This is a genomic window from Pyramidobacter sp. CG50-2 (genome assembly GCF_003612005.1).
Taxonomy (GTDB): Bacteria; Synergistota; Synergistia; order Synergistales; family Dethiosulfovibrionaceae; genus Pyramidobacter.
Window position 1 is genome coordinate 41,860 of the sequence record NZ_RAWT01000009.1, and the last position, 23,253, is coordinate 65,112.

Here is a 23,253-nt window from a genome sequence, read left to right on the forward strand (position 1 = left end):
TAATAACAGAGAATAACGAAAAAAGCTCTTATTCTTCTTGCTGAATTCTTAAAAAAATGCGAGAAACACGTCCGACAGAATTTTAAACATATCGAAAACCAAGGAGCGCTCCGAAAAACATCATCAGACCGCCGACAAGACAGAGCCACAAGACCGAGCGAAGATAAATCAACATCGCGCCGCCCCCGGGGTAACGGCCCGTCTGAACGCCGCGGATCAGCTTTACAAGGAAGAACGTCGCCGCAAAGAGAACGAGGCCCAACAGGGCCTGAAAATTGAGGGCCGGAAGCCCCATGATGATCTTTTTTTCCACGTTGTCCCTCCTGGGTGCGAAATATACGACGATAATATCACAATCCAATATTCCTATGGCAGTGAGTTCAATGATTGCGGCAATAATACTCCTTCACCAATCAAAAAGCCGGACGCAAGGGTGCCCCGAGGAAGATTCGCAAAGCGAGCCCTGATTTTCAATTGAAAGGCAGTATCGGAAATGCCGCGTTTCGAAAGGAGACTGTTTTTCAGCCATAGAACTATTTAAAGACAACATCGCTCCGCTCCATGTATAAGCAGCGTTTCAGCGCTGGACAAAATTTAGCGAAGAATAACAACGAGGGTGACTCAACTGGCTCTCGAGACGGGTTCGGGCACAGAAGAACCCGGCGGCGCTCCGAATGCTAAATAAATCATAAATAAATACGATAATTTGACAGCATAATCCGATATATTACTGCTTACTATACACATATATATTTATTATAATAAACTTCAATCCTCATTTCGTTTGGAATTGCATGAACTTCTTCCATCACCCCGCGCCGGCACGCCGAAGCGACGCGGCGAAAAGGAAGTTCGGCGAAGCACGTCACACATTAATTCAGGAGGTATGTATGGTCACACAGTGGAAGCGAAACATCGCAGAAAGTTTTTGGATCCTGTCGCTGGCGGGCGTTTTGTCGCTCGGCAGCCCGTGGAAAATTCAGGCCGCCGATTACAGCAACACGGACTCGTTCCCTGCGGCCCAGCTGACGCCGGACGGCGTCGTCAACGGGCTGAAGGTTTACAGAGTCCTGGACGCGGGCGGGCAGCCCTTCGATAACATCTCTTTGAGCAGCGGCCACGCCAACGCGTTCCTCTGGGAAGGAGCTTTTCCCACGCCGGCACCGGTGGAGGACAACACGCTGGTCATCGTCGAAGGCAAAACGTTCAAACTCGACTACACCGAGACGACCGGCCTCGTGCTGACCGCGAACGAGCAGAAGCATCATAAAATCCTTTCCATCGGCACGGAAGACGCGCCGATGGACGCCATTACCATCGGCGGCGCCGTCCGTTTATGGCAACAGGAAGCGTTGATCGCGCCGCGAAGAACCGCGCACGGTATTTCGCTGATCGGCAGGAACATCAACCTTTTCGTCAACGAGGCTCACTATCCGGGGCTCGAGAGCATGCAGACGCACCGCACTGTCATGACAGACGGCGCCTTTGCGAACGGAAGCTGGATCGAAGTGCAGGCCCAGGAGAAACTGACGATCTCCGGCGACATCGGCGTCGGCACCGTGCGTGGGTGGACGGGCTCAGCCGTCACGGATCCCGATTCGTTCGGACTGACGGGCAGCCGCGACGGACGCATCGAGATCAACACCGACGGGGCTCTCGGCGGGGGGACCGTGCAGATCGACGGCAACCTCGGCGCGGCGCAATACGGGGACGGCACCGATACGCTGCGCGGGAACCAGCTGCTCGTCCGTTTCCCTACGGCCGATTCCTGGCTGCGCGGCCGAACGGTGGATTACTGCGTCAGACTGGAACGGGACAGCGCCCTCGACGAGGGCGTGCGCCTTCGGTTCGAGCGCGGCGCGCGGTGGATGATGACCGCGACAAGTTCGCTCAGCGATCTGCATCTTGACGAAACGAGCGCTGTCGACGTGACCTACGCCGACGCCGGGTTCCCCAAGGCGGGAATGCGCGCTCTCAACGTGTATCGCCGCATGAGCGGCAACGGCGCCGTGAAAATGGATATCGACCCGGAGAACAAAAAGAGCGACCGGCTGTACGTCTACGGCACGCACGAAGGATCGCACCGCATCGACCTGGTCAACGTGGGCGCGGGCACCGAGGGCGCGGAAGGAACGGTGCTGGCTTTCGTCAAAAACGAACAGGGCGAGTTCCGCGCCGGCGACACCGAGGGCGCGCTCTACTGGAACGCCTACGAGCTGGGACGCGCCGACCGCGCCGCCGGCGACGAAATGGAGTACGACATGTTCGACACGCAGTGGTATCTGAAGAAGGTCACGATCGTCCCCGATCCCGTTGAGCCGGACAAGCCCAAGCCGACGACCACCGTGCGCATCGACGCGGCGGCGAACGCCGTGAACTACCACGCCTGGCGCACGGCCAACGACCAGCTGCATTCGCGCCTGGGCGAGCTGCGTCTGGACGGCGGCGCCAAGGGCGCGTGGTTCAGGGTCAGTCAGAGCAAATTCGAGCGCGCCGGACAGTACGGCCTGGAGAACAAGTACAGCGCCTACGAGCTGGGGTACGATTTCCTCAAGCTGCTGCCCGACGGCACGAGACGACACTACGGCGCTTCGTTCAGCTATCTCGACGGCGAAAGCGACTACCGCAGGGGCACTGGAGACAACGACGGCAAGACCGTCAGCCTGTACTGCACCGACATCCGCCCGACGGGGGACTACATCGATGTGGTGCTGCGCGCCGGCAGCCTGAAAAACGACTACACCGTCTACGACAGCCACGACAGGACGATCGAGGGCGAATTCCGCAACTTTGCTCTCTCGCTCAGCGGCGAGTACGGCAAGAAGTTCGCGTTCGAAAGCGGCTGGTACGTCGAACCGCAAGCGCAGCTGACGTTCGGCTGGCTGCGCGGCGACGACTACGCGACGAACACCGGCGTCAGCGTGGAACAGGAAAACTTTTCGAGTCTTGTCGGACGAGTCGGCGTACAGGCGGGACGCAGCTTTGCCAAGGGAGTGCTGTACGCGCGGCTGAATCTGATGCGCGAGTTCCTCGGCGATTACGACGTGACCATGAGCAAGGGAGCCGCCGCGGTCAAGACCAGCGACGATTTCCGCGACACATGGTTCGAGTATGGTATCGGCGGCTCGTTGCGCGTCGGACCGGCCGCTTACGGTTACTTCGACGTGATGCGCAGCGCCGGCAGCGACTTCAAAGAAAAATGGAAATGGAACGCCGGTCTGCGTTTTGAGCTGTAAAAAACAAAGCATATCCAAATTTTTTCTTCGAAATAGTACAGCATCGGAAATCTGTTCCGCAATATCCGTACCAATATGAAAAAGGCGCTTTCTCCTGTCGTTGGAGAAAGCGCCTTTTTAATTAAAAGATAGTATTGTATCGATCAGCGGTTCCTTAATACGTTCCGTCAAGAAACAGCATGAAAAGGCACGAAGCCTTTTTAACGAAATTGGCATCAATCCTGAAAATGAATCTGTTTCAATATGTCCACAGCCACCTGGAGCGCCCGCTTGCCGTCCGAAATCCCGACCAGAGGCTGGCGCCCCTCGCGCACGCAGGTCATGAAGTGCTGAAGCTCCTGCTTGAGCGGCTCCCCTTTCGGCAGCAGAGGATGCTCGATCACTTCGATCAAACTCCCGGCGGCCGACGTCTGCGGCGCGTGATGAACCATTACGTCCTGGGTTTCAAAGTTCACGGAATAGTACTTGTCGCGGCACATCACATCCATCTGGCGCAGGCGGCGCTCCGCCACCCGGCTTACCTGAATGTCGGCGACCGCTCCCGACTCGAAAGCGATCTGAGCGACGGCAAGATCTTCGTGATTCGTGCGGATCTTGCGGCCCATCGCGTTGATCGCCGCAATTTCGGACTTCACAAGCGAAAGCACAATATCGATGTCGTGAATCATCAGATCGAGCACGACCCCCACGTCGCCGATCCGCGACGAAAAGGGGCCCTGGCGGCGTGACTGTATGCAGAGCGGATCGTTTCTGATCTCGCCGTCAAGATAACGAATCGCGCTGTTAAACCGTTCCACGTGCCCGACCTGGAGAACGATGCCGTTGTCCCGGGCGATATCCAAAAGCGCCGAGGCCTGCTCCACAGTGCTCGTTACCGGTTTCTCGATCAGCAGGTGAATCCCCTGTCGGGCCAGACGGCTGGCCACGTCAAAATGAGCAACGGTCGGCACGACAACGCTGATCGCTTCGGGGCTCTGTTCGCCAACGAAACGGTCCACGTCGGTATAGGCCGGCACGCCATACTGCGCTCCAATCTCCTCTGCGGCTGAGAGAGAACTGTCAACGACGCCAACCAGCTTTGCTCCCATCAGTTCTTTATATATGCGCGCGTGGATACGGCCAAGATGTCCTACTCCGATGACGCCAACTCGGATGCTCCCCACATGATTCACCCCGTTTTATATGTTACACTGCTCTTTTTATCTTATCACGTACACTCCGATTTTTGTGGCCTTTCAGTCTGTATTGTAAGAAGCATTCGCGGGTCGTTTTCTCGAGTGGAGCGTCTGTGGGAGTAGAACAGATCGGTTTGGCAGCATGTGCACTGGGATTCGAGGAAAATGCGTTCGGCAGGAACGCCCTGTTCCCGCAGCTGGCTGGCGATCTGTTTTTTCAGGTCGATCAGCGCGTATTCGGCCGAAACGCGGACGGCCTCCGGATCAAAGATTTTCAGAGCTTCGGCCGTAGAAGGATCGTCCATGCGGCGGCTGTAGCACGTTCCGGAAATACACGGCCCCACCCACGCATAAAGGTCCTGCGGAGCGGCGCTGCCAAATTTTTCGCGGGCCAGCGCCATTCCCGAAGCGCAGATATTTTTCAAAGTTCCCCTGAAGCCGGAATGCAGCGCCAGAATCCACGGCTTCATCCCCAAGGACAGGATCAGCACCGGCGCGCAGTCTCCGAAGCGCAGTCCGCAGGCTGCGTCTCCGGGCGCGATCAGCAGACCGTCGGCCCGATCTTTCCCGGGATAGCGGAGCGCCCGGTCTGCGGAGAGAACGCGCGTGCCGTGAACCTGGCTGAGCAGGACAAACGGGGCACGCGCCGCCAGGCGCTCGATCTCGTCCTGCGCGCGGACGCCTTTCAAGGAGATCCGCACATGAAAGGGAGCCCGCGGCGGCAGCGGATAATCGTAAAAACCGCAATGCGGCGCGATCGTAAAAGATTTACAGCCATCCATCGTCCTTTATCCGCCTCCTGACCGTGCCGATGAAGTACAGACTTCCGCAAAGAATCACGGGATTGCCCAGCGCCATGGCGGTTTGCAGAGCCGTCAGCGGATCTTTCACCGCCAGCGGCTCGCCCCCCCACGGGAAAGCGGCCGCCGTCCGCGCCAGAATCTCGGCGCTTTCGCAGCGCTGCGCACCTTCAAGCTCCACGCAGAACAGCCGCGCCTGCGGAAACGCCCGGGCATACAGCGCCAACGAGGCGGCGTAATCCTTGTCGGCCATGGACGTGTAGACAAAGCTGAGCGGACGGTCGCCGTAAAGCGCTTTCAGCGACCGGATCAGCGCGGCCGTGCCGTGGGGATTGTGAGCGCCGTCCAGAATCACGTCGGGATTACGGTGCATGACCTCCATGCGTCCCGGCCAGGAAACTTCCGCCAGCCCCTTTTCCATCGCCCCGGCGCCGACCGGCAGCCGGTCGGAAATCATTTCCAGGGCCCGCAGCGCCAGCGAAGCGTTTTCAGGCTGATGCAGCCCCGCGAGCCGGACGAAGCAGCGCCGCGTTCCCTGCGGCCCCGCATAGGTAAAGCAGTTCCCGTCCAAAGAGGTTTGCACGCCGGCAACTCGACAGCGCTCGGAAAAGATCTCGCCGGCCGCGTCCACCTCCGCACAGCGAGAGCGGAACTGTTCGTTCAGCGCCGTCTCGCCGCCGCAGTACAGAACTTTTCCGCCCGGCTTGACGATGCCGAACTTCTCCGCGGCGATCTCGCTCAGGCTGTTGCCGAGCAAATGCATGTGATCCATTCCCAGCGGAGTGATAACGCTCAGCAGAGGCCGGCGCAGGATGTTCGTGGCATCGAGCCGTCCGCCCAGCCCCGTTTCGATCACCGCGGCATCGACCTTCTCCTGCTCGATCAGCCAGAAAGCAGCCGCCGTCAGCGCCTGAAAATATCCCAGACGGACCTCCGGCAGCTTTTTCAAAACCGCACCGACCCGCTCCAGAGCGTCCAGCCACTTCTCGCAGCTCAGCATCTGCCCGTCGACCAGGAGCCGCTCGCCCAAACACGTCAGATGCGGGCTCGTGTACAGGGCCGTCCTGTATCCTGCGGCGCGCAGCATGGAATCGAGACAGGCGGCCGTAGAACCTTTGCCGTTCGTTCCGGCGATATGAACGGCAGGAAATCTCGACGGATCTCCCAGTTCCTCAAAAACTTTCTCTACAAAAACAAGCCCCGAAATCGACTCGGGGCTTGTCAGAGAGTTCAGGCGCTTTTCGACAGCATCCCAACACTCGAAACGATCCATTTTAATTGATTATTCCTCCGACAAGCTGGCAATGTTTTCGAGAATGCGAACGCGGCGGCTCTTCGACTCGTCGGCGCGCTGACGTTCCGTCTCGACGACATCCTCCGGTGCTTTGGCCACAAAACTCTCGCTCGAGAGTTTCTTCTCGCTGCGGGCCAGATTGGCCTCGACCTGCTTCAATTCTTTCTGCAGACGTTCGACCTCCGCTTTCGGATCGAGCAGGTCGCCCACGGGCAGGAACACCTGGCCGGCCTCGACGATCGAACTCAGCGCCAGGCGTGGTTTGGGCGCGTCGGCCGCGACGACTTCGACGGCGTCGACCTTGGCGGAGAGTTTGATCAGGTCGAGATTGGCCTCGAGCACCGGCTCGAACGCCTGATCGGGACCGCGCAGCACGATGCGCTGCACGTTCCGGCTGGGCGGCAGCCCCGCTTCGGCGCGCAGATTGCGGATGGAACGGATAAATTCCTGAAGCTCGTCCATCTCCGCGACCGACGCCTGGTCAACGGCGTAAGCGGCAGCGTCAGGCCAGGACTCAAGTTCCATCGGCTTCTCGCCAAAGGCAAAAGCGTGCCAGAGTTCCTCTGTCACAAAAGGAATGAAAGGGTGCAGCAGACGCAGAGCATCCTTGAAGACGCACAGCAGCACGCGTTTCGTCGTCTCCTGGCGCTCGGGGCCTTCGTCGCCGTACAGCGCCGGCTTGGAAAGCTCGATGTACCAGTCGCAGAAATCGCCCCACATGAACTCGTAAAGCTCGCGCGCGGCTTCGCCGATGAAGTATCCGTCGATATCCTGCGTCACGACGTCGTCAAGGCGGCGCAGCCGTTCGAGGATCCAGCGGTCATGGAGGCGCATATGCTGGGGATTGGGCTGCCCTTCATGATCCTCGTCGCCGAGGTTCATCAGCGCGAAACGGCTGGCGTTCCAGATCTTGTTGATAAAGCGTTTGTAGTTTTCGATCTTCGCAGGGCCAAGCAGGATGTCGCGCCCCTGAACCGTCAGGGCCGCGACTGTAAAGCGCAGCGCGTCGGCGCCGTACAGCGTGATCATGTCGATGGGGTCGATGCCGTTCCCCAAAGACTTGCTCATCTTGCGTCCCCTTTCGTCGCGCACCAGGGCATGGATGAAGATGTCACGGAAAGGCACCTCATCCATAAACTCCAGCCCCATCATGATCATCCGCGACACCCAGAAGAAAATAATGTCGAATCCCGTGACCATGACCGACGTCGGATAGAAATATTTCAGTTCCTCGGTCTTTTCGGGCCAGCCCATCGTGGAAAACGGCCACAGCGCGCTGCTGAACCACGTGTCCAGAACGTCCTCGTCCTGTTTCAGCCTTTTGGAGCCGCACTTGGGGCAGCACTCGGGATCGTGTTCGGCAACTACGATATGACCGCAGTCCCCGCAGGTCCAGGCGGGAATGCGATGCCCCCACCACAGCTGACGGGAAATGCACCAGTCGCGCACGCCGTCCATCCACTGATAATACGTCTTATCCCACTGCGGAGGGATCCAGCGCATGTGCCCGGCCTTCGATTCCGCGACGCCGCGTTCGGCCAGCGGGGCCACCTTGACGAACCATTGCTCCGACAGGTAGGGTTCCACGGTGGTGCCGCAGCGGTAGCAATGGCCGACCTGATGAGGCAGCTCTTCGATCTTTTCGAGCACGCCTTCGTCCTGCATGATCTCCACGCTCTTGACGCGCGCCTCGGCCACGGGCATGCCTTCCATCTCTCTGGCGGCCTCGGTCATGTTGATCATGTGCCCATCCTCGTTGATCACCTGAATCGGCTCGAGGCCATGCGTACGTCCGACCTGAAAGTCGTTGGGATCGTGAGCCGGAGTGATCTTCACGAAGCCGGTCCCGAAAGCGGGATCGACCATGCGGTCGACGATGACGGGGACCGCCCGTCCGCCGCTCATTTTGCCGTCGACAAGACGGCCGCCCGTCATCGGCACGATCACCTCGCGGCCAATCGCATAGGCGTGCGCTTCGTCGCCGGGATGCACCGCCACCGCCACGTCGGCGATGATCGTTTCCGGGCGCGTCGTGGCGATCATAATGTACTCGTCGCTGTCCTTGAAATAATAACGAACATAGTACATGTGCCCCATCGCTTCGGAATGTTCCACTTCGATGTCGGAGAGCGCCGTATGGCAGCGCGGGCACCAGTTGACAATGTACTTTCCCTTGTAGATCAGGCCTTTTTCATAGAGACGGCAAAACACCGTACGAACGGCTTGGGAAAGCCCTTCGTCCATCGTGAAACGCTCGCGCTTCCAGTCGCAGGAATCGCCCAAGCTCTTCATCTGATCGACGATGCGGTTGCGGTACTCCTCTTTCCACTCCCAGGTTCTTCTCACAAAGGCCTCGCGCCCCAAATCGCGGCGCGACGTGCCCTCTTTGGCGAGGCGACGCTCCACCACGTTCTGCGTGGCAATGCCGGCATGATCCGTCCCGGGCAGCCAGAGCACGCTGTATCCGCGCGCTCTCTTGTAACGCGCCAGAATGTCTTGAAACGTGTGGTCGTAAGCGTGGCCCATGTGCAGCGCTCCGGTGACGTTCGGCGGCGGAAGCACGATTGAGAAAGCTTTCTTCTCCGGATCAATCTTTGCGTCAAAAAGATTATGATCCAGCCACCACTGATACCATTTTCCCTCGAGAGGCGCGGGGGCGTATGTTTTCGACAGCTCTGTGTTGCGCGAAGCCATTTGTTTTTCCTCCCTAGTCTCAAAGTCGAACTTATTTCAGCGCAGAGGTCAGATAAAGATCGATTTGCGCTTTCAGAGTTTCAATCGTCTCGGGCTCGTCGACTGAACAGGCCAAAGGCAGGCTCCACGAAGAAAGGCCCATTTCGACATATTTCATGACAACGCTCTTGCGTTTCGTTTTTGCGATCTTGTCGGCTTTGGTGAAAACGACCTGCATCGGCACGCCCAAAGCTTTGAGCCATTCCTGAAGTTCACGGTCCTTCTCCAGCAGGCCGTGCCTGATATCCACCAAATGAACCACCAGGGCCAGAGTTTCGCGGCGTTTGATATAGCCATCGATCAGCGCGGCCCAGCCCCTGCGTTCGTCCTTGCTGCGGGATGCGTAGCCAAATCCCGGCAGATCGACGAGCGTGAAGGGATGAGGCGCCTGGACGTCAAAGAAGTTGACGCTGCGGGTCATTCCCGGCTCCGAACTGACGTGAGCCAGTTTCTGTCCGGCCAGTTTGTTCAGCAGCGAAGATTTGCCGACGTTGGACCGTCCCGCCAGAGCGACTTCGGGCAGATTCCCTGCGGGAAACTGCTGGATTTTATAGGCGGTACAGCGCAGCGACGCCTTCCACGTGATCATCGTCCGCCCTCCAACGCTTCTTCGAAGACTTGCGCGGCCTGAGAGACGAAAACATAATGAACGCCCTGTTTAATCCAAGGTTCCATGTCTTCCACGTCTGCCCGGTTCGCTTCCGGTATAAACAGATTATAAATGCCGTAGCGTTTGGCCGCCAGCGTTTTTTCGCGCAGTCCCCCAATCGGCAGCACGTCGCCGCGCAAGGAAATTTCGCCGGTCATGGCGTAGCCGGGACGATATTTCGCGCCGCTCAAAGCGGAGAAGAGCGAGATCGCCATGGTGATGCCGGCTGAAGGTCCGTCCTTGGGGATGGCGCCCTCGGGAACGTGGAGATGCAGTCCTACGCCGCCCCATTTCGGTTCAGCCTGATTCGTCAGCTCACGCCAATGGGATTTGATGAATCCCAGAGCGGTCATCGCCGATTCCTGCATGACCTTGCCAAGATTGCCGGTCAGCTGCAGTTCTCCCTTGCCGGGCATCTTCACGGCTTCGATGATCAGGACGTCGCCGCCGGCAGCCGTCCAGGCCAGCCCGACGGAAAGGCCTGTCTGCGGTTCTCTGGGAATTCTTACGTCCGGACGGTGAGGCGCGCCCAGATACCCCGCCAGATCTTTGACCCCAATGCTGACTTTGCGCGGCGCTTCGCCCCGTTCTTCCCGTTCCAAGGCTACGCGGGCGATCTTGCGGAACAGCGTGGACAGGCGCCGATCGAGCTCGCGCACGCCGGACTCGTGAGAGTAATCGGCAATGACGGCTTTCAACGCCGCCGACGAAAGGACAGCGTCTTTCTTCGTCAGGCCGCTTTCCTTGTAGATGCGGGGCAGCAGATGGTCTTTGGCGATGTGATACTTTTCTTCGGGCAGATAACTGGAAAGTTCGATCACATCCATACGGTCCAGCAGCGGCGCCGGAATCGTATGGGACACGTTGGCCGTCGTGATGAAAAGCACGTCGCTCAAATCCACGGGCACTTCAAGATAATGATCGGTAAAATGAGAATTCTGTTCCGGATCGAGAACTTCAAGCAAAGCGCTGGCAGGATCTCCGCGAAAATCCGAGCCGATTTTGTCCACTTCGTCGAGCAGCATGACGGGATTGTTGCAGCCGGCTTCTTTCAATTTCTGCACGATGCGCCCGGGCAAAGCGCCGATGTAGGTGCGGCGGTGGCCGCGAATCTCGGCCTCGTCGCGCATTCCGCCCAGAGAAAAGTTGACGAAACGGCGCCCCAGCGCTTGGGCAACCGACTTTCCCAGCGACGTTTTGCCGACGCCGGGCGGTCCGACGAGACACAGAATCTGCGCCCGCGATGACTTACCGGCCAACTTCCGTACGGCCAGATATTCGAGCAGCCGGTCTTTAACTCGTTTCAAACCGTAATGATTGGCGTCGAGGACTTTTTTCGCGGCGTCGATATCAAGCCGCTCTTCCGACTTTTTCAACCAGGGCACGTCAAGCAGCCATTCCACGTAGTTTCGAATGACGGTCGATTCCGGCGACATGGACGGCGTTTTCGCCATGCGTTTGAGCTCGCTCTCGACCTTCGAACGGACGTAATCGGGCAGTTCGCTCTTCGCGGCCCGGTCGCGCAGGTCCTGAGCTTCCGGGGAGTCGTCGATCTTCAGCTCTTCCTGAATGGCTTTCAGCTGTTCGCGCAGAAAATACTCCCGCTGATTCTGGTCGATCTCCTTTTGGACCTTGGAGTGGATTTCCCGTCCCAGCTTCAGCATTTCCGTCTCCGAAATCAAATATTTCAGAAGGAGTTCGAGACGGCTGTCCACGCGAAAACATTCAAGCAGCGACTGCTTGCGCTGAACGTCAAGGGTCATGTGCGCCGCGATCATGTCGGCCGCCAGACCGGGATCCTTGATGGCGCTGACCGGTTGAATCAGCTCAGCCGGCAGGCGGGGGTGATAGGTCACGTAGCTCTCAAACTCGCGGAGCACTTCCTGACGCAGAGCTTCCAGGCGGTCGTTATCCACGTAGCCGCTCGGCACGGAGACAAGATCAGCCGTCAGCATGGAGTCCTGCAGCACATACGCGCGGCAGCGCTTGCGCTCTTTGCCTTCGAGCAGCAGCTTCATCGTACCGTCGGGCATGCGGATCATCTGCAGCATCTCGCACACGGTGCCGACATCGTATACATCCGCGGGGCCCGGATTCTCTTCCTCAGGATTTTTTTGAGCTGCCACAAAGATGCGACGTTTCTCCGCGGTAGCCGCAATTTCTATGGCCTTCAAGGTCGAAGGGCGTCCGACGAAAATCGGCACAAGAACTCCGGGAAAAATGACGGTATCACGGGCAGGCAGCACATACAACATCGGTCAAAACCCCTTCGCTTCCACGTTTTTGATGTATTCAGGCTGCCCCGTTCCCGCTACGTATTCCGGAGTAATAACGATTTTCTTGATTTGTCCTTTGATGTTGGATGAGGGAACTTCATACATCAGATCGAGCATCAGGTTTTCCATGATCGCGCGCAGTCCGCGAGCACCGGTCCCCTTGCTGGCCGCCTTTTCGGCGATTGCGCGAATGGCTTCCGCCCGATAATCCAGTTCGACGTTCTCCATTTCGAAGTTTTTCTGATATTGCCTCACCAGGGAATTTTTCGGTTCGGTCAAAACGCACACCAGAGCGTCGGCGTCAAGGCTCTGGAGAGGAACGAGCAGCGGTAGGCGGCCGACCAGTTCGGGAATAAAACCAAACGAAACGAGATCTTCGGGTTCCACCTGCCTCAGCAGGTCGTAGCGATCCGCAGCGGTGCCGTTGCGAATGTCGCTGTCGAAGCCGATGACCTTCTTATTGACGCGGCGGCCGACGATGTTTTCAAGTCCGTCAAAAGCGCCGCCGCAAATGAAGAGGATGTTGGCCGTGTTGACCTGAATGAATTCCTGCTGAGGATGTTTACGCCCTCCTTTGGGAGGAATGTTGGAGACCGTCCCTTCAAGAATCTTCAAAAGCGCCTGCTGTACCCCTTCGCCGGAAACGTCGCGGGTGATGGACGTAGATTCCGATTTGCGGGCGATCTTGTCGATCTCGTCGATGTAAACGATGCCGCGTTCAGCGGCGGCGACGTCATAATCAGCCGCTTGAACCAGCCGCACCAGCACGTTCTCGACGTCTTCGCCCACATATCCGGCTTCCGTCAACGTCGTGGCGTCCGAAATTGCGAAGGGAACGTTGAGTTTTTTCGCCAAACTCTGGGCAAGGAGCGTCTTGCCGCTCCCCGTCGGCCCCAGCAGGAGCAGATTGCTCTTTTGCAGCTCCACTTCGCCGCCGCTGAAACCGGTGACAATCCGTTTGTAGTGATTGTAAACGGCGACAGAAATCGCCTTTTTGGCGTAATCCTGACCGATCACATATTCATCGAGGTATTCTTTGATCTCTTTCGGGCGCGGGGGATTCTTCAGCGCCGACATCACCTTGTCATCGTGCTGCCCGACATCGTTAAAAGCCTCGTCAAGATCCGCCGTATTTCTCAGATAGGAATTGCAGATTTTTATGCATTCGCTGCAGATGTTGATTCCTTCCGGACCGGAGATCAGAGTGATTCCGTCTTCGGCGCTTCTGCCACAGAATGAACAGCGCGGATTCTTGCGATTTTTGTCGTCAGTGCGTGCCATGGCAGTCATCCCTTCCGATACCAGCCTGTTTTATCATAAACAACAAGAGAGAGAGGATCAAGAATTTCAACGTCATCCCGTTCTATCGCTTGTCGATCACTTTGTCCACAATGCCATAGGCAAGAGCTTCCTGCGCCGTCATGTAAAAATCTCGATCCGTGTCGCCCTTGACTTTTCTCATGCTTTGTCCCGTATGTTTCACAAGAATATTGTTCAGCGTTTCCTTGGTTTTGATGATCTCTCGGGCCTGGATTTCAATGTCGCTGGCCTGTCCTTGCGCGCCGCCGAGAGGCTGGTGAATCATGATGCGGGAATTCGGAAGAGCGATGCGCTTGCCGACAGCCCCCGCCGAAAGCAGCACTGCGGCCATGCTGGCCGCCATGCCGACGACAATGGTGGACACGTCGCATTTCACGAACTGCATGGTATCGTAAATCGCCAGCCCCGCCGAAACCGAACCTCCGGGGGAATTGATATAGATGCTGATGTCGCGCTCCGGGCTTTCGCTTTCCAGAAACAACAGCTGAGCCACCACAGCGTTGGCCACGTCGTCGTTGATCTCGTCGCCAAGAAAAACGATGCGGTCCTTCAACAGCCGCGAATAAATGTCGTAAGAGCGCTCTCCTCGGCCGGTCTGTTCTATTACAAAAGGAATATACATGTTGAAATCGAGGCTCCTTTCTGCTTCTCTTTCAAAAAAAATTGCCGCGGCATCGTATCTGCCGCAGCAACGAGGGAAAAACCTTAATTCTGAGCGGCAGGCGCTTCAGCGTCAACACCCTTCTTCACTTCGTTGACTTTAACTTTTTCCATAATCGCCTGCAGCGTCTTGCGGTAACGCGCCTGAGAGATCATGTTCTCGAAGTTCTCCGGACGCTTCTTCAGCATATCTTTGATGCTGTCGCTGGAGATGCCGTAATTGGCGGCCATCTGGGAGATCTCCCCGTCCAGATCCTCTTTTCGTACGGAGACGCCGAATTTTTTGGCACAGGCATCAACCACGAGATACCCCATCACGTCGCGGCGAGCGTCTTTCTCGAGATTCTCTTCGAGTTCCTTAAGATCGTGCCCTTCGGATTTGTAATATTCCTCAAGGCTCATCTTCGTCCGCTGTTTGACGTTCTCCTCGAAACGCTTGCGAAGATGTTCCTGCTGGCGCCGCACCATCGAGTCGGGCAGTTCCACCTGGGAAGCCTCGGTAATCTTCGCGACCGCTTCGTTCTCGGCCGCGGTACGGGCGTCGGCCTTCAGGCGCTTGTCGAGGTTCTCGCGGATCGTGGCGCGCAGTTCCGCCTCGCTGTGTACGTCCTCCGAGGTGACTTTCCTGAAGAACTCGTCGTTCATCTCTGGAGCGACCGGCTCTTGAACCTCGATGACGTCGAACTCGTAGTGAGCCGTTTTGCCGGCGACCGCCTTGTCACGATAATCGTCGGCGACGTTGATGTCGGCGGACTTTTTGGTTCCAGCCTCAGTCCCCGTCAAAGCCTCGACGATCTCGGGGCGCATGGAAAGATTGTCCAGTTCGAACGTGTCGATCTGGGGTTCGTGAGACACGATGTCTTTGCCGTCGTCGTCTTTCACGACCAGGCTGTAGGCGGCGCGGACTTTATCGCCATGCTGAGCGGGCCGATCGACGGGCCGGTAGGTGGCCAATCTCTTTTTCATGTTTTCGAGCGCTTCGTCGACCATGCTTTCGCTGACGGCGAACACCGGCAGATCAACGGTGATATCCGAGAGCTCGGGAAGAGTCACCTCGGGCTCGACCTCGTACTTCACGGTAAAAGTGACGTCCTCGCCCTCCTTGATGTCGAGATCGTCGACGACAGGTGAAGCGATCGGCTCAAGATCGTACTCGGCGCAGACTTCGTCAAGAACTTTGGGAAGCATGTCTTCGAGCGCCTGACTCATGATCGAGTCTTTGCCAAGGCGCATTTCCAGCACCGCTTTGGGAGCCTTCCCTTTACGGAAGCCGGGGATGTTGACCCGTTTGGCGATCTCGGCATAGGTCTTCTTCAGCTGAGCCGCATAACCGGCCTGATCCACGGTTACCTTGATGGTTACGATATTTTTTTCTTGTGACAGCAGTTCCGATTTCACAAGAAGCACTCCTTTCAAAACCTGGACTCAATGGTGATAAAAAAACGACTCGGATAAGTATATCACAGGAAAGCCAAAGAATCTTCATTTTTCGCGCCCAAAGTTTATCGAAACGCAAAAATATCCTTTACGACGAAAAAATTATTTTCCCGTCTCTTTTCCTCGCGCTTCCTATATTGACATGGCAGCCGCCATATCGTACCATAATAGTGAATTTAAATTCAATTTATGAGGTGACCCGCCGTGCCCCAAGTCTTGAAAGAAGAGATCCGCGATCGCATTTTTCGCGCCGGGATCGGCGTTTTCTACGAAAAGGATTACAGAAGCGCCAAAATGCAGGATATCGCGGAGAAAGCGCAGATCCCCGTCGGGCTCATCTACAGCTATTTCAAGAGCAAGAAAGAGCTGTTCGAGAAGATCGCGACGTCTATCCCCATAGACGTCGACCGGATCGCGCAGGCGGAAGAAGCCGAGACGGGGCTTCCGTCTGAAAAATACAAAAAAGCGGCGGAAAGCTATTTTTTGAATATCCTCGAACATCACAAGGTGTTCGTCATCCTCATGGATAAAAGCTGCGGCACCCAATTCGCGAACGCCAAAGAAGAATTGATCCGCTCCATAGAAGCGCATATAAAAAGGGCCCTGTCGAAAAACGCGGGCACTCCATATCATGACATGCTGGTCCATATTTTGGCCAACAATTTCACAGAAAGTTTGCTGGAAGTCGCTAGACACTACAGAAGCAGGGCGTTTGCCCGGGAAATGCTCGCCCTCGTGACAAAATGCTATTACGAGGGGGTGAACTCACTGCACGTTCCTTCAGCCCTTCAAGATTGACGTCAACTCCGATTTCTGCATCGAAGGCTCCGTTCCGATGCAGAAAATATTTTCTCACAAATACCGAATAGAAATTCAAAATTCAAGAAGGAGATCCACGTTATGCCGTCTTCCCAAGAACTTACCCGTCACGTCGCATCGAAAAACAGGCTCTCGAATATCATGATCTGCCTAAAGGCCGCATTGGATATCATCCCGCAGGTTCTGATCATACACATGATTGGAATCGCCTATTCCCATAGCCTCTCTCGAAATCTCATACTGAAAGACTCCGGCTGCATTCTCTTATGCTTCGCTCTGAAAGCGGTCTGCGCCTATGGAGCCGTATGGAAGGCTCACGAGGCTGCCTACAACTCTCTAACGGAACTTCGCCTTCGAATCATCGCCCATTTGAAAAAGCTTCCGCTGGGATTTTTTCAGGAACGCAGAGCGGGCGAGCTGGCGAACATCGTACAGCACGACGTGGAACAGGCGGAGGTTTATCTGGCGCACGGACTGCCCGAGATCATGGCCGCCGCGCTTCTGCCCGTCGTCATCTTCGTCGTTATGCTCGCGCTCGAATGGCGCCTGGCGCTGCTCATGATCGCGGGACTGCCTCTGATGTGGCTTACCCGAAAGATATCCGCCCCGCTGTGGAAGAAGAACTTCAAAATCTTCACCGACAGCATGAGGCGGATGCAGGGGAACCTCATGGAATACGTCTCAAATATTTCCGTCGTCAAGGCTTTCGGGAAAGAGGAAAGAAAAACCGAAGAGACGCTTCGCTCCGCAAAAGATTACGTGTATTGGGTCAAGAGATCCATGGCGGGCGTTTCCGTCCCGATGGGGCTGATCGATCTCTTCATGGAATCCGGCGTCGTCCTGGTCATGATATTCGGCTCGTGGCTTCTTTCCATCGACAGATTGTCCGTATCGAGATTCGTGCTGGCCGTCATTTTAGGCGCGGCGTTCACCTCGTCCATAGCCAAGACGGCGACGTTTCAGCATTACAGGATCGTATTCAATCAGGCGATGTCGTGCGTCGGCTCCATCCTGAACGTCCCCGCGCCTCAAAGCCGCGCGGCAGATGCCGCGGCGGCAAACGGCGACATCGAAATCCGCCGTTTGAGTTTCGCTTACAAGGGCAAGCGGGACACTCTCAAAGACATCGATCTCACATTCAGGAAAGGCAGCCGCAACGCGCTGGTAGGCGCTTCGGGCTGCGGGAAAAGCACGCTCGCCCACCTTCTCATGGGGTTCTGGCGGCCGGGTACGGGAACAATCAGCATCGCGGGACGGGATATTCAAGAACTCTCCGAAAAACAGCTGAATTCGCTGTTTTCCATCGTCCAGCAGGAAGTTTTTCTGTTCAACTTGAGCCTGAAAGAAAATATCCTCATCGGCAACCCGAACGCCTCTGATGAAGAGATCGTTTCCGCCGCTCGAAAAGCGCGGCTCCACGACTTCATCATGTCACTCCCCCGTGGCTACGACACGGCCGTCGGAGAAGCGGGCGTGAAATTTTCAGGCGGGGAAAAACAGCGCCTCTCCATCGCACGGGGCATCTTGAAAAACGCGCCGATCATCGTTCTGGACGAGGCGACGGCCGCGGTAGACGCGGAAAACGAGGCCTGCATCCAAGCGGCGATCGCCGACTTGAGCCGGGAAAAGACGATCATCACGATCGCCCATCATCTGAACGCGATACGGAACGCGGACCAGATCGCCGTCATGGACGACGGCGCTTTGATCGACAGCGGCACGCATGCCGAACTCATGGAACGCTGCGCGTTGTACCGCGAAATGGTATGCGCCCAGAACAAGGTCGACAACTGGAATATCAGGGAGGCATAGGCATGGTGCGGGAAATATGGAACACTCTCACGCCAAGAGGCAGGCGTTCGCTGTTGATAAGCGTCCTCAGTTTCACCGCGTATGCGCTTTCCGGCGCAGCCATGATGCTGCTGGCGCTGAAAATCATGGGGGATATCTCCAGCCGGACCGTGAATTTACCAAAATATTGGCGGCTGCTGGCCCTTTGTCTTGTGCTGAAATGCGGCAGCAACATACTGGCGGACGTACAGAAGCATTTCGCCGGTTTCGATATCGTCTACGAGATCAGATCGAAAATCATCCGCCGCCTGAAAACTTTTTCTCTCGGCTTCTACACGAACGAAAGGCTCGGCGAGATCAGCACCATCATCCACAAAGATGTCGACAGTATGGAGATGGTCGTCGGACATATGTGGCCGAGGATGTGCGCCGATTTTATCGTGTCGCTGGCGCTGCTCCTTTTCCTGTCCTGTCTGAACGCGAAAATGAGTCTGCTGATGCTGTCGCTCCTCCCGCCCGCGCTTCTGTGGCTCGCCGCGGGTTTGAAAAAAGCCGGACGGCAGGAGGCGGAAACGGGGAACAGCCTTGCGGATATGGTCAGCCTGTTTGTGGAATACGTAAAAGGGATCCCGCTGCTGAAGGCATTTCCCGAAAGCAGGCAATTTGACGAAAAGCTTGCGTCCGCGGCGCGGTCCTTCGGGGAGCACAGCAAGCAGACGGCACAAAACAAAGCGGTCGTTTTGTCCCTGTACGGTTTTCTCATCGACGCCGCTTTCTGGGTCATGACCACGGCAGGAATGTTCCTCGTCATGGACAAGACCTTGCCGATGAGCCATTATCTGACGTTCGTCATTCTCAGCCGAGAGTTTTACAAGCCCTTTACGGCGATGGAAAGTCACTGGATGAATTATCTCAAGGTAACGGACAGCTTCAAAAGAATAAAAAAGATCACAGAAGCTCCGACCGTCGTAGAACCGGCCGTTCCCAGGAAGCCGAAAGATTTCTCCATAACGTTCGACAAGGCCCGCTTCGCCTACGAAAAAAACGGCTTCATCCTGAAAGACATTTCGTTTCACACGCCGGAACGCTCGCTGACCGCGCTCGTCGGCGAGTCCGGCTCCGGCAAGACCACGATCGCCAACCTGCTGCTCCGCTTTTGGGACGTCCAAGGCGGGAGCGTCCGCATCGGGGACACGGACGTTCGGGACATGGATTATGACGAACTCCTCGATTCGATAAGCATCGTCATGCAGAACGTGCAGCTGTTCGCGGACACGATCGAGAACAATATACGCCTGGGAAAAGCGGATGCGACGAGCGGCGAGGTCGTGGCCGCGGCAAAAAAAGCACGGATCCATGATTTCATCCGCTCGCTGCCGAAAGGTTATCAAACTCCGATCGGCGAAAACGGCGTCGGACTTTCGGGCGGACAAAAACAGAGGATCTCTATCGCGCGGGCCTTTTTGAAAGACTCGCCAGTTTTGCTCCTCGACGAGATCACGAGCAGCGTCGATCCCGTCAACGAGGTCCTGATTCAGGAAGCCATATCGGAACTTGCAAAAAACAGGACCGTGCTGGTCGTCGCCCACCATCTGCGCACGATACGCTCCGCCGATCAGATACTCGTGTTCAGGAACGGCGCGATCGTACAGGCGGGAAAGCACGAAACCCTGCTCGCCCAAAAGGACGGCTGCTACCGCCGGTTATGGGAACGAGGCGAACGAAAATCCCCTTCCGCGGCGGGAGAAACAGCGCTGTGACGGACTTTTCACGAAACTTTTCGGTTTTTCCGGCGTACTCCGCCGAAGGCCTCCGCGGCGGCAGATCGCAAAAGAGCCCTTTCTCAGGCTTGATGCCTGGGAAAGGGCTCTGTCTCATGACAAACTCTTGAAATAAAGAATCATTCGAGAAAATCGCGGAGTTTTTTGCTGCGGCTGGGGTGGCGCAGTTTCCTCAGCGCCTTGGCTTCGATCTGGCGGATGCGCTCGCGGGTGACGCCGAAACGGCGTCCCACTTCTTCGAGCGTATAGGAACGTCCGTCCTCCAGCCCGAAGCGGTAACGCAGCACTTCGCGCTCGCGGTCCGAGAGCGCGTCGAGCATCTCTTCGATCTGTTCGTGAAGCAGGTTGCCGGCGGCGGCGTCCTCGGGACTGGGCATGTTGCGGTCTTCGATAAAATCGCCGAGCTGACTGTCCTCTTCTTCGCCGATGGGAGTTTCCAGCGAGACGGGAAGCTGAGCGATGCGGCGGATCTCTTCGACGCGCCCGCTCTCGATCTCCATTTCGTGCGCGATCTCCTCGTCGCTGGGTTCGCGCCCAAGTTTCTGCACGAGCTGGCGGGAAATGCGCACCATCTTGTTGATGGTCTCCACCATGTGCACGGGGATGCGGATCGTGCGCGCCTGGTCGGCGATGGCGCGGGTGATCGCCTGGCGGATCCACCACGTGGCGTAGGTGCTGAACTTGAAACCCTTGCGGTAATCGAACTTCTCCACGGCGCGGATCAGACCGAGATTGCCTTCCTGGATCAAATCGAGGAACAGCATGCCGCGGCCGATGTATTTTTTGGCGATGCTGACGACCAGACGAAGATTGGCGTCGATGATCTGCTGTTTCGCCTCCGCGTCGCCGGCTTCGACCCTGATCGCCAGCTCGCGTTCCTTCTCTCCGCTCAAGAGGGGGACCTTGCCGATCTCGCGCAGATACATGCGCACGGGGTCGGACAGAGGCACGTCTTCCATGCGTCCGAGCTCTTCCCCGTAACCGGGGGCTTCGTCGCCGCCGGACGAGGCAAAATCGGACGCACTGTCGTCGTCGCCCGAAACGTCGGGACTTTCTCCTTCATCGGAAATCTTTGCCCTGCTTTTCGAAGGCCGCTTCGACTTGGCTGAATTACTATCTTTTGACGTGACTTGAGTGGAATCATCCAGTACCTGAATGCCAAGTTCCGTCAAATTGATGAAAACATTGTCCAGGATCTCGGAACTCCAATAATCTGCGGGAATATATTTCTCGATATCCTTGTGAGTCACGTAGCCATTCCTGCGCCCCTGCACGATGAGCCCGCGGATATGGCTCATCATGGAACGCAGATAGTCCGGATCGCTTTCCGAGATTTCGCCGGGAGAAGATTCCTCCGAATCGTCTCCTCCCCGTTCTCCCTCAAGGGGCAGATTTTCGTCGAGCTCATCGTCGGTTCCCACCTCGGCGAGATCCTCCGCGTCGGGGCCGCTGAAATTGTCGAGGTCTTCGTCTGCGGGAACCTCGTCAAACGGATCGTCGGGTTCTTTGGGAAGCGCGTCCAGCGTGGCGGTCAACTTGATACGCTCCGGGGCGCTCTTTCTTTTGATACCCTTTTTCTTCGCGCCGTCTTTCGTGAGAGATTGCTCCTCCGGCTTCTCTGCGGCGGGAGTTTTCGGATCGCTTCCCTTCGCCGTCACCTTTTTCTTTTTCTTGACGGCTTTTTCAGACGTCTCGACGGTCTTTTTCGGGGTTTTCTTCGTTGCGCCCTTCCCTTCAGACGAAACGCCCGCCTGGATGTCAGCCTCTTTCTTTACGGTTTTCTTCTTTGCAGGAACCGGCGCGTTTGCCGCGGGAGCCTTCTTTTTCTCATGAACCTTGGATTCTTCGCTGTTCACGTGTTTTTCAACCGCCTTATTTCCCGATTCAAAGCCGGATGCGTTTTTTTTCTTGTCGGAAGATGACGCCTTTTTCGCCTTCGGACTCTTCGGAGCGGAAGGAGATTGTCTGGTTAACTGGACCTGCTCCGGTACGCTCCCGGCGGAATCTCTCACTTTGGGTTCAAGAGTCTTGTTCTTTTTGTGAACAGCCATCGAACATCCTCCTTCACTTCTTCGTCCACGACGAAAAGGCCGATAGATCTTCTCACGAACAACCAGCTTCAAATTCTCACGGGTTTCACAATATCACGTTTCCTCGCTGCCGTCACCGATGGTCAGCTCATAAAAAGCCGGCAACGGGATAGACGGGGACGGTCCGATCACTGAACGGGTCTCGTCGAGCTGAAAGTTCTCCAGCTTATTCACGACGAGCATGTCCTCTGGAATGTCAGTCTCATACGGTAAAGGGGCGCGCAGAAAACCGAAGCGTTCCGCATAAAAAGGGACCAGAGCGCTGCTTTTCTTCCATTTCTGCATGTCCGCACGCATTTCCGCGAGTCCTTCCAGCTCGTTAAAAACCGGAAGCGCCGCCATATAGGCGATGACTTTATAACGTATGAGAGCAATCTGCCCATTCCAAAAGGTGCATTCCGTCACGCCGGCTTTCAGATCCCGGCGCTGGGCAAGAAAATGCCCCGCAAAGCGCTCCATCTCACGGCTATAGCCGAATACAAGGGTAAACGGAGACATATCCGAAGCCATCCTTCTTTCGAGGACGGCTTCATCCCAGATCATGCTGCCGGCGATGCCGCATTCGCTGCCGCAGAGATACAACAGCTCGCTCTCCAAAGAGAGCGCCTGAAAAGACAGATCACGCAGCAGTTCGCTATGGAGCCCCGCCATGGAGATGGCGCCGTGCTCGCGCCGGGAAAAACTCCAGCATCCCACTTCTACGTCAAGTTCGCTGTTCCAATAAGGCAGGCACACGGCACAGTCTCCTTCTCGAAAAATCCGTATATTATTATCCCATAAAGAACGCCTCAAGTGGGAGAAATATTTTTAAGTTCTCTGTTTCGGTCTTTTTCCGGAAGACGTCCGATGATGCTACAATAGCGCCGTGCTTCGTATTGTTTCTCGGAAAGAAGACCGCCGCTCTTTTTCCCGCGCCGGGGAGGTGCCGAAAAAAGCGAGAGACAGCGGTCCGTCAAGGACTCGTCTCGACGCGACGTGCGTCCTTGGGCCTCGAAGCACGTACGGATTAGGGCTTGTTTAAAAAACGTCAAAGTTGCCTAAATCGATCCAATCGCTTAAACTTTTCTCATGGAAGAGAGAAGATATGAACTGACCTCCAGCGAGTGGAATCGAATCAAGAGAATGCTGCCGCCCGAACACCCGAAATCAGGTCAACGTGGACGCCCGGCAAAATACGATAACCGCAGGATCA

Annotated in this window: 17 protein-coding genes; 5 read left to right on the top strand and 12 right to left on the bottom strand. The window is 56.5% G+C overall.

Annotation, left to right across the window (positions count from 1 at the left end; translation table 11 throughout):
* Positions 1 to 82: 82 nt before the first annotated feature.
* Positions 83 to 313 carry a flagellar biosynthesis protein FliR gene (locus tag D7D26_RS12265; RefSeq protein ID WP_154528395.1) on the bottom strand — a complete coding sequence of 77 codons (231 nt, stop codon included), beginning with the start codon at positions 311 to 313 and terminating at the stop codon, positions 83 to 85.
* 577 nt (positions 314 to 890) lie between these two features.
* Here D7D26_RS12265 and D7D26_RS03315 point away from each other — a divergent pair.
* Positions 891 to 3,236, top strand: coding sequence for an autotransporter family protein (locus D7D26_RS03315; protein ID WP_158606253.1), 2,346 nt, complete (start codon positions 891 to 893; stop codon positions 3,234 to 3,236).
* Between the two features lie 215 nt (positions 3,237 to 3,451).
* On the opposite strand, the gene D7D26_RS03320 is transcribed toward D7D26_RS03315, so the two are convergent.
* From D7D26_RS03320 to tig, 9 genes are all read right to left on the bottom strand, one after another.
* Positions 3,452 to 4,399: a Gfo/Idh/MocA family protein gene (locus D7D26_RS03320; protein WP_199674672.1), complete on the bottom strand. Its 948-nt coding sequence runs from the start codon at positions 4,397 to 4,399 to the stop codon at positions 3,452 to 3,454.
* A gap of 44 nt (positions 4,400 to 4,443) precedes the next feature.
* Complete coding sequence (locus D7D26_RS03325; protein WP_120372015.1) at positions 4,444 to 5,193, bottom strand: polyphenol oxidase family protein; 750 nt, start codon at positions 5,191 to 5,193, stop codon at positions 4,444 to 4,446.
* Complete coding sequence (locus D7D26_RS03330) at positions 5,180 to 6,484, bottom strand: bifunctional folylpolyglutamate synthase/dihydrofolate synthase (protein ID WP_120372016.1); 1,305 nt, start codon at positions 6,482 to 6,484, stop codon at positions 5,180 to 5,182. Before D7D26_RS03330 ends, D7D26_RS03325 begins: the two co-directional genes overlap by 14 nt.
* 9 nt (positions 6,485 to 6,493) lie before the next feature.
* On the bottom strand, positions 6,494 to 9,199 hold the full coding sequence (locus tag D7D26_RS03335; RefSeq protein WP_120372017.1) for a valine--tRNA ligase: 2,706 nt from the start codon (positions 9,197 to 9,199) through the stop codon (positions 6,494 to 6,496).
* Between the two features lie 31 nt (positions 9,200 to 9,230).
* Positions 9,231 to 9,827 carry a ribosome biogenesis GTP-binding protein YihA/YsxC gene (gene yihA, locus D7D26_RS03340; protein ID WP_199674674.1) on the bottom strand — a complete coding sequence of 199 codons (597 nt, stop codon included), beginning with the start codon at positions 9,825 to 9,827 and terminating at the stop codon, positions 9,231 to 9,233.
* Positions 9,824 to 12,142 (bottom strand): endopeptidase La, encoded by a 2,319-nt coding sequence (lon, locus tag D7D26_RS03345; protein WP_120372018.1) that lies wholly within the window; start codon positions 12,140 to 12,142, stop codon positions 9,824 to 9,826. The genes yihA and lon overlap by 4 nt, the downstream gene beginning before the upstream one ends.
* 3 nt (positions 12,143 to 12,145) lie before the next feature.
* Positions 12,146 to 13,444, bottom strand: coding sequence for an ATP-dependent Clp protease ATP-binding subunit ClpX (gene clpX, locus D7D26_RS03350; protein WP_120372019.1), 1,299 nt, complete (start codon positions 13,442 to 13,444; stop codon positions 12,146 to 12,148).
* Positions 13,445 to 13,526: 82 nt separating this feature from the next.
* On the bottom strand, positions 13,527 to 14,105 hold the full coding sequence (clpP, locus tag D7D26_RS03355) for an ATP-dependent Clp endopeptidase proteolytic subunit ClpP (RefSeq protein WP_120372020.1): 579 nt from the start codon (positions 14,103 to 14,105) through the stop codon (positions 13,527 to 13,529).
* Positions 14,106 to 14,188: 83 nt separating this feature from the next.
* Positions 14,189 to 15,541, bottom strand: coding sequence for a trigger factor (gene tig / locus D7D26_RS03360; RefSeq protein ID WP_120372021.1), 1,353 nt, complete (start codon positions 15,539 to 15,541; stop codon positions 14,189 to 14,191).
* 333 nt (positions 15,542 to 15,874) lie between these two features.
* Between tig and D7D26_RS12885 the strand changes: the two genes are divergently transcribed.
* The 3 genes from D7D26_RS12885 (at position 15,875) to D7D26_RS03375 (ending at position 19,950) form a co-directional block, all read left to right on the top strand.
* The gene (locus D7D26_RS12885) at positions 15,875 to 16,378 is read left to right on the top strand and encodes a TetR/AcrR family transcriptional regulator (RefSeq protein WP_446737513.1); all 504 of its coding nucleotides are present in this window, start codon (positions 15,875 to 15,877) and stop codon (positions 16,376 to 16,378) included.
* A gap of 162 nt (positions 16,379 to 16,540) precedes the next feature.
* Positions 16,541 to 18,211, top strand: a complete 1,671-nt coding sequence (locus tag D7D26_RS03370) for an ABC transporter ATP-binding protein (RefSeq protein WP_233543447.1) — start codon at positions 16,541 to 16,543, stop codon at positions 18,209 to 18,211.
* A gap of 2 nt (positions 18,212 to 18,213) precedes the next feature.
* Positions 18,214 to 19,950, top strand: a complete 1,737-nt coding sequence (locus tag D7D26_RS03375) for an ABC transporter ATP-binding protein (protein ID WP_120372023.1) — start codon at positions 18,214 to 18,216, stop codon at positions 19,948 to 19,950.
* Between the two features lie 140 nt (positions 19,951 to 20,090).
* Here the strand turns inward: D7D26_RS03375 and rpoD are convergent, their stop codons facing one another.
* A complete protein-coding gene (rpoD, locus tag D7D26_RS03380) occupies positions 20,091 to 21,506 on the bottom strand; it encodes an RNA polymerase sigma factor RpoD (RefSeq protein ID WP_233543448.1) in 1,416 nt (471 codons plus the stop codon).
* Here rpoD and D7D26_RS12120 point away from each other — a divergent pair.
* Positions 21,496 to 21,804, top strand: a complete 309-nt coding sequence (locus D7D26_RS12120) for a hypothetical protein (protein WP_147413039.1) — start codon at positions 21,496 to 21,498, stop codon at positions 21,802 to 21,804. The genes rpoD and D7D26_RS12120 overlap by 11 nt on opposite strands.
* A 311-nt stretch (positions 21,805 to 22,115) precedes the next feature.
* Here the strand turns inward: D7D26_RS12120 and D7D26_RS03385 are convergent, their stop codons facing one another.
* Positions 22,116 to 22,796 (bottom strand): hypothetical protein, encoded by a 681-nt coding sequence (locus D7D26_RS03385; RefSeq protein ID WP_120372024.1) that lies wholly within the window; start codon positions 22,794 to 22,796, stop codon positions 22,116 to 22,118.
* Positions 22,797 to 23,253: the final 457 nt, after the last annotated feature.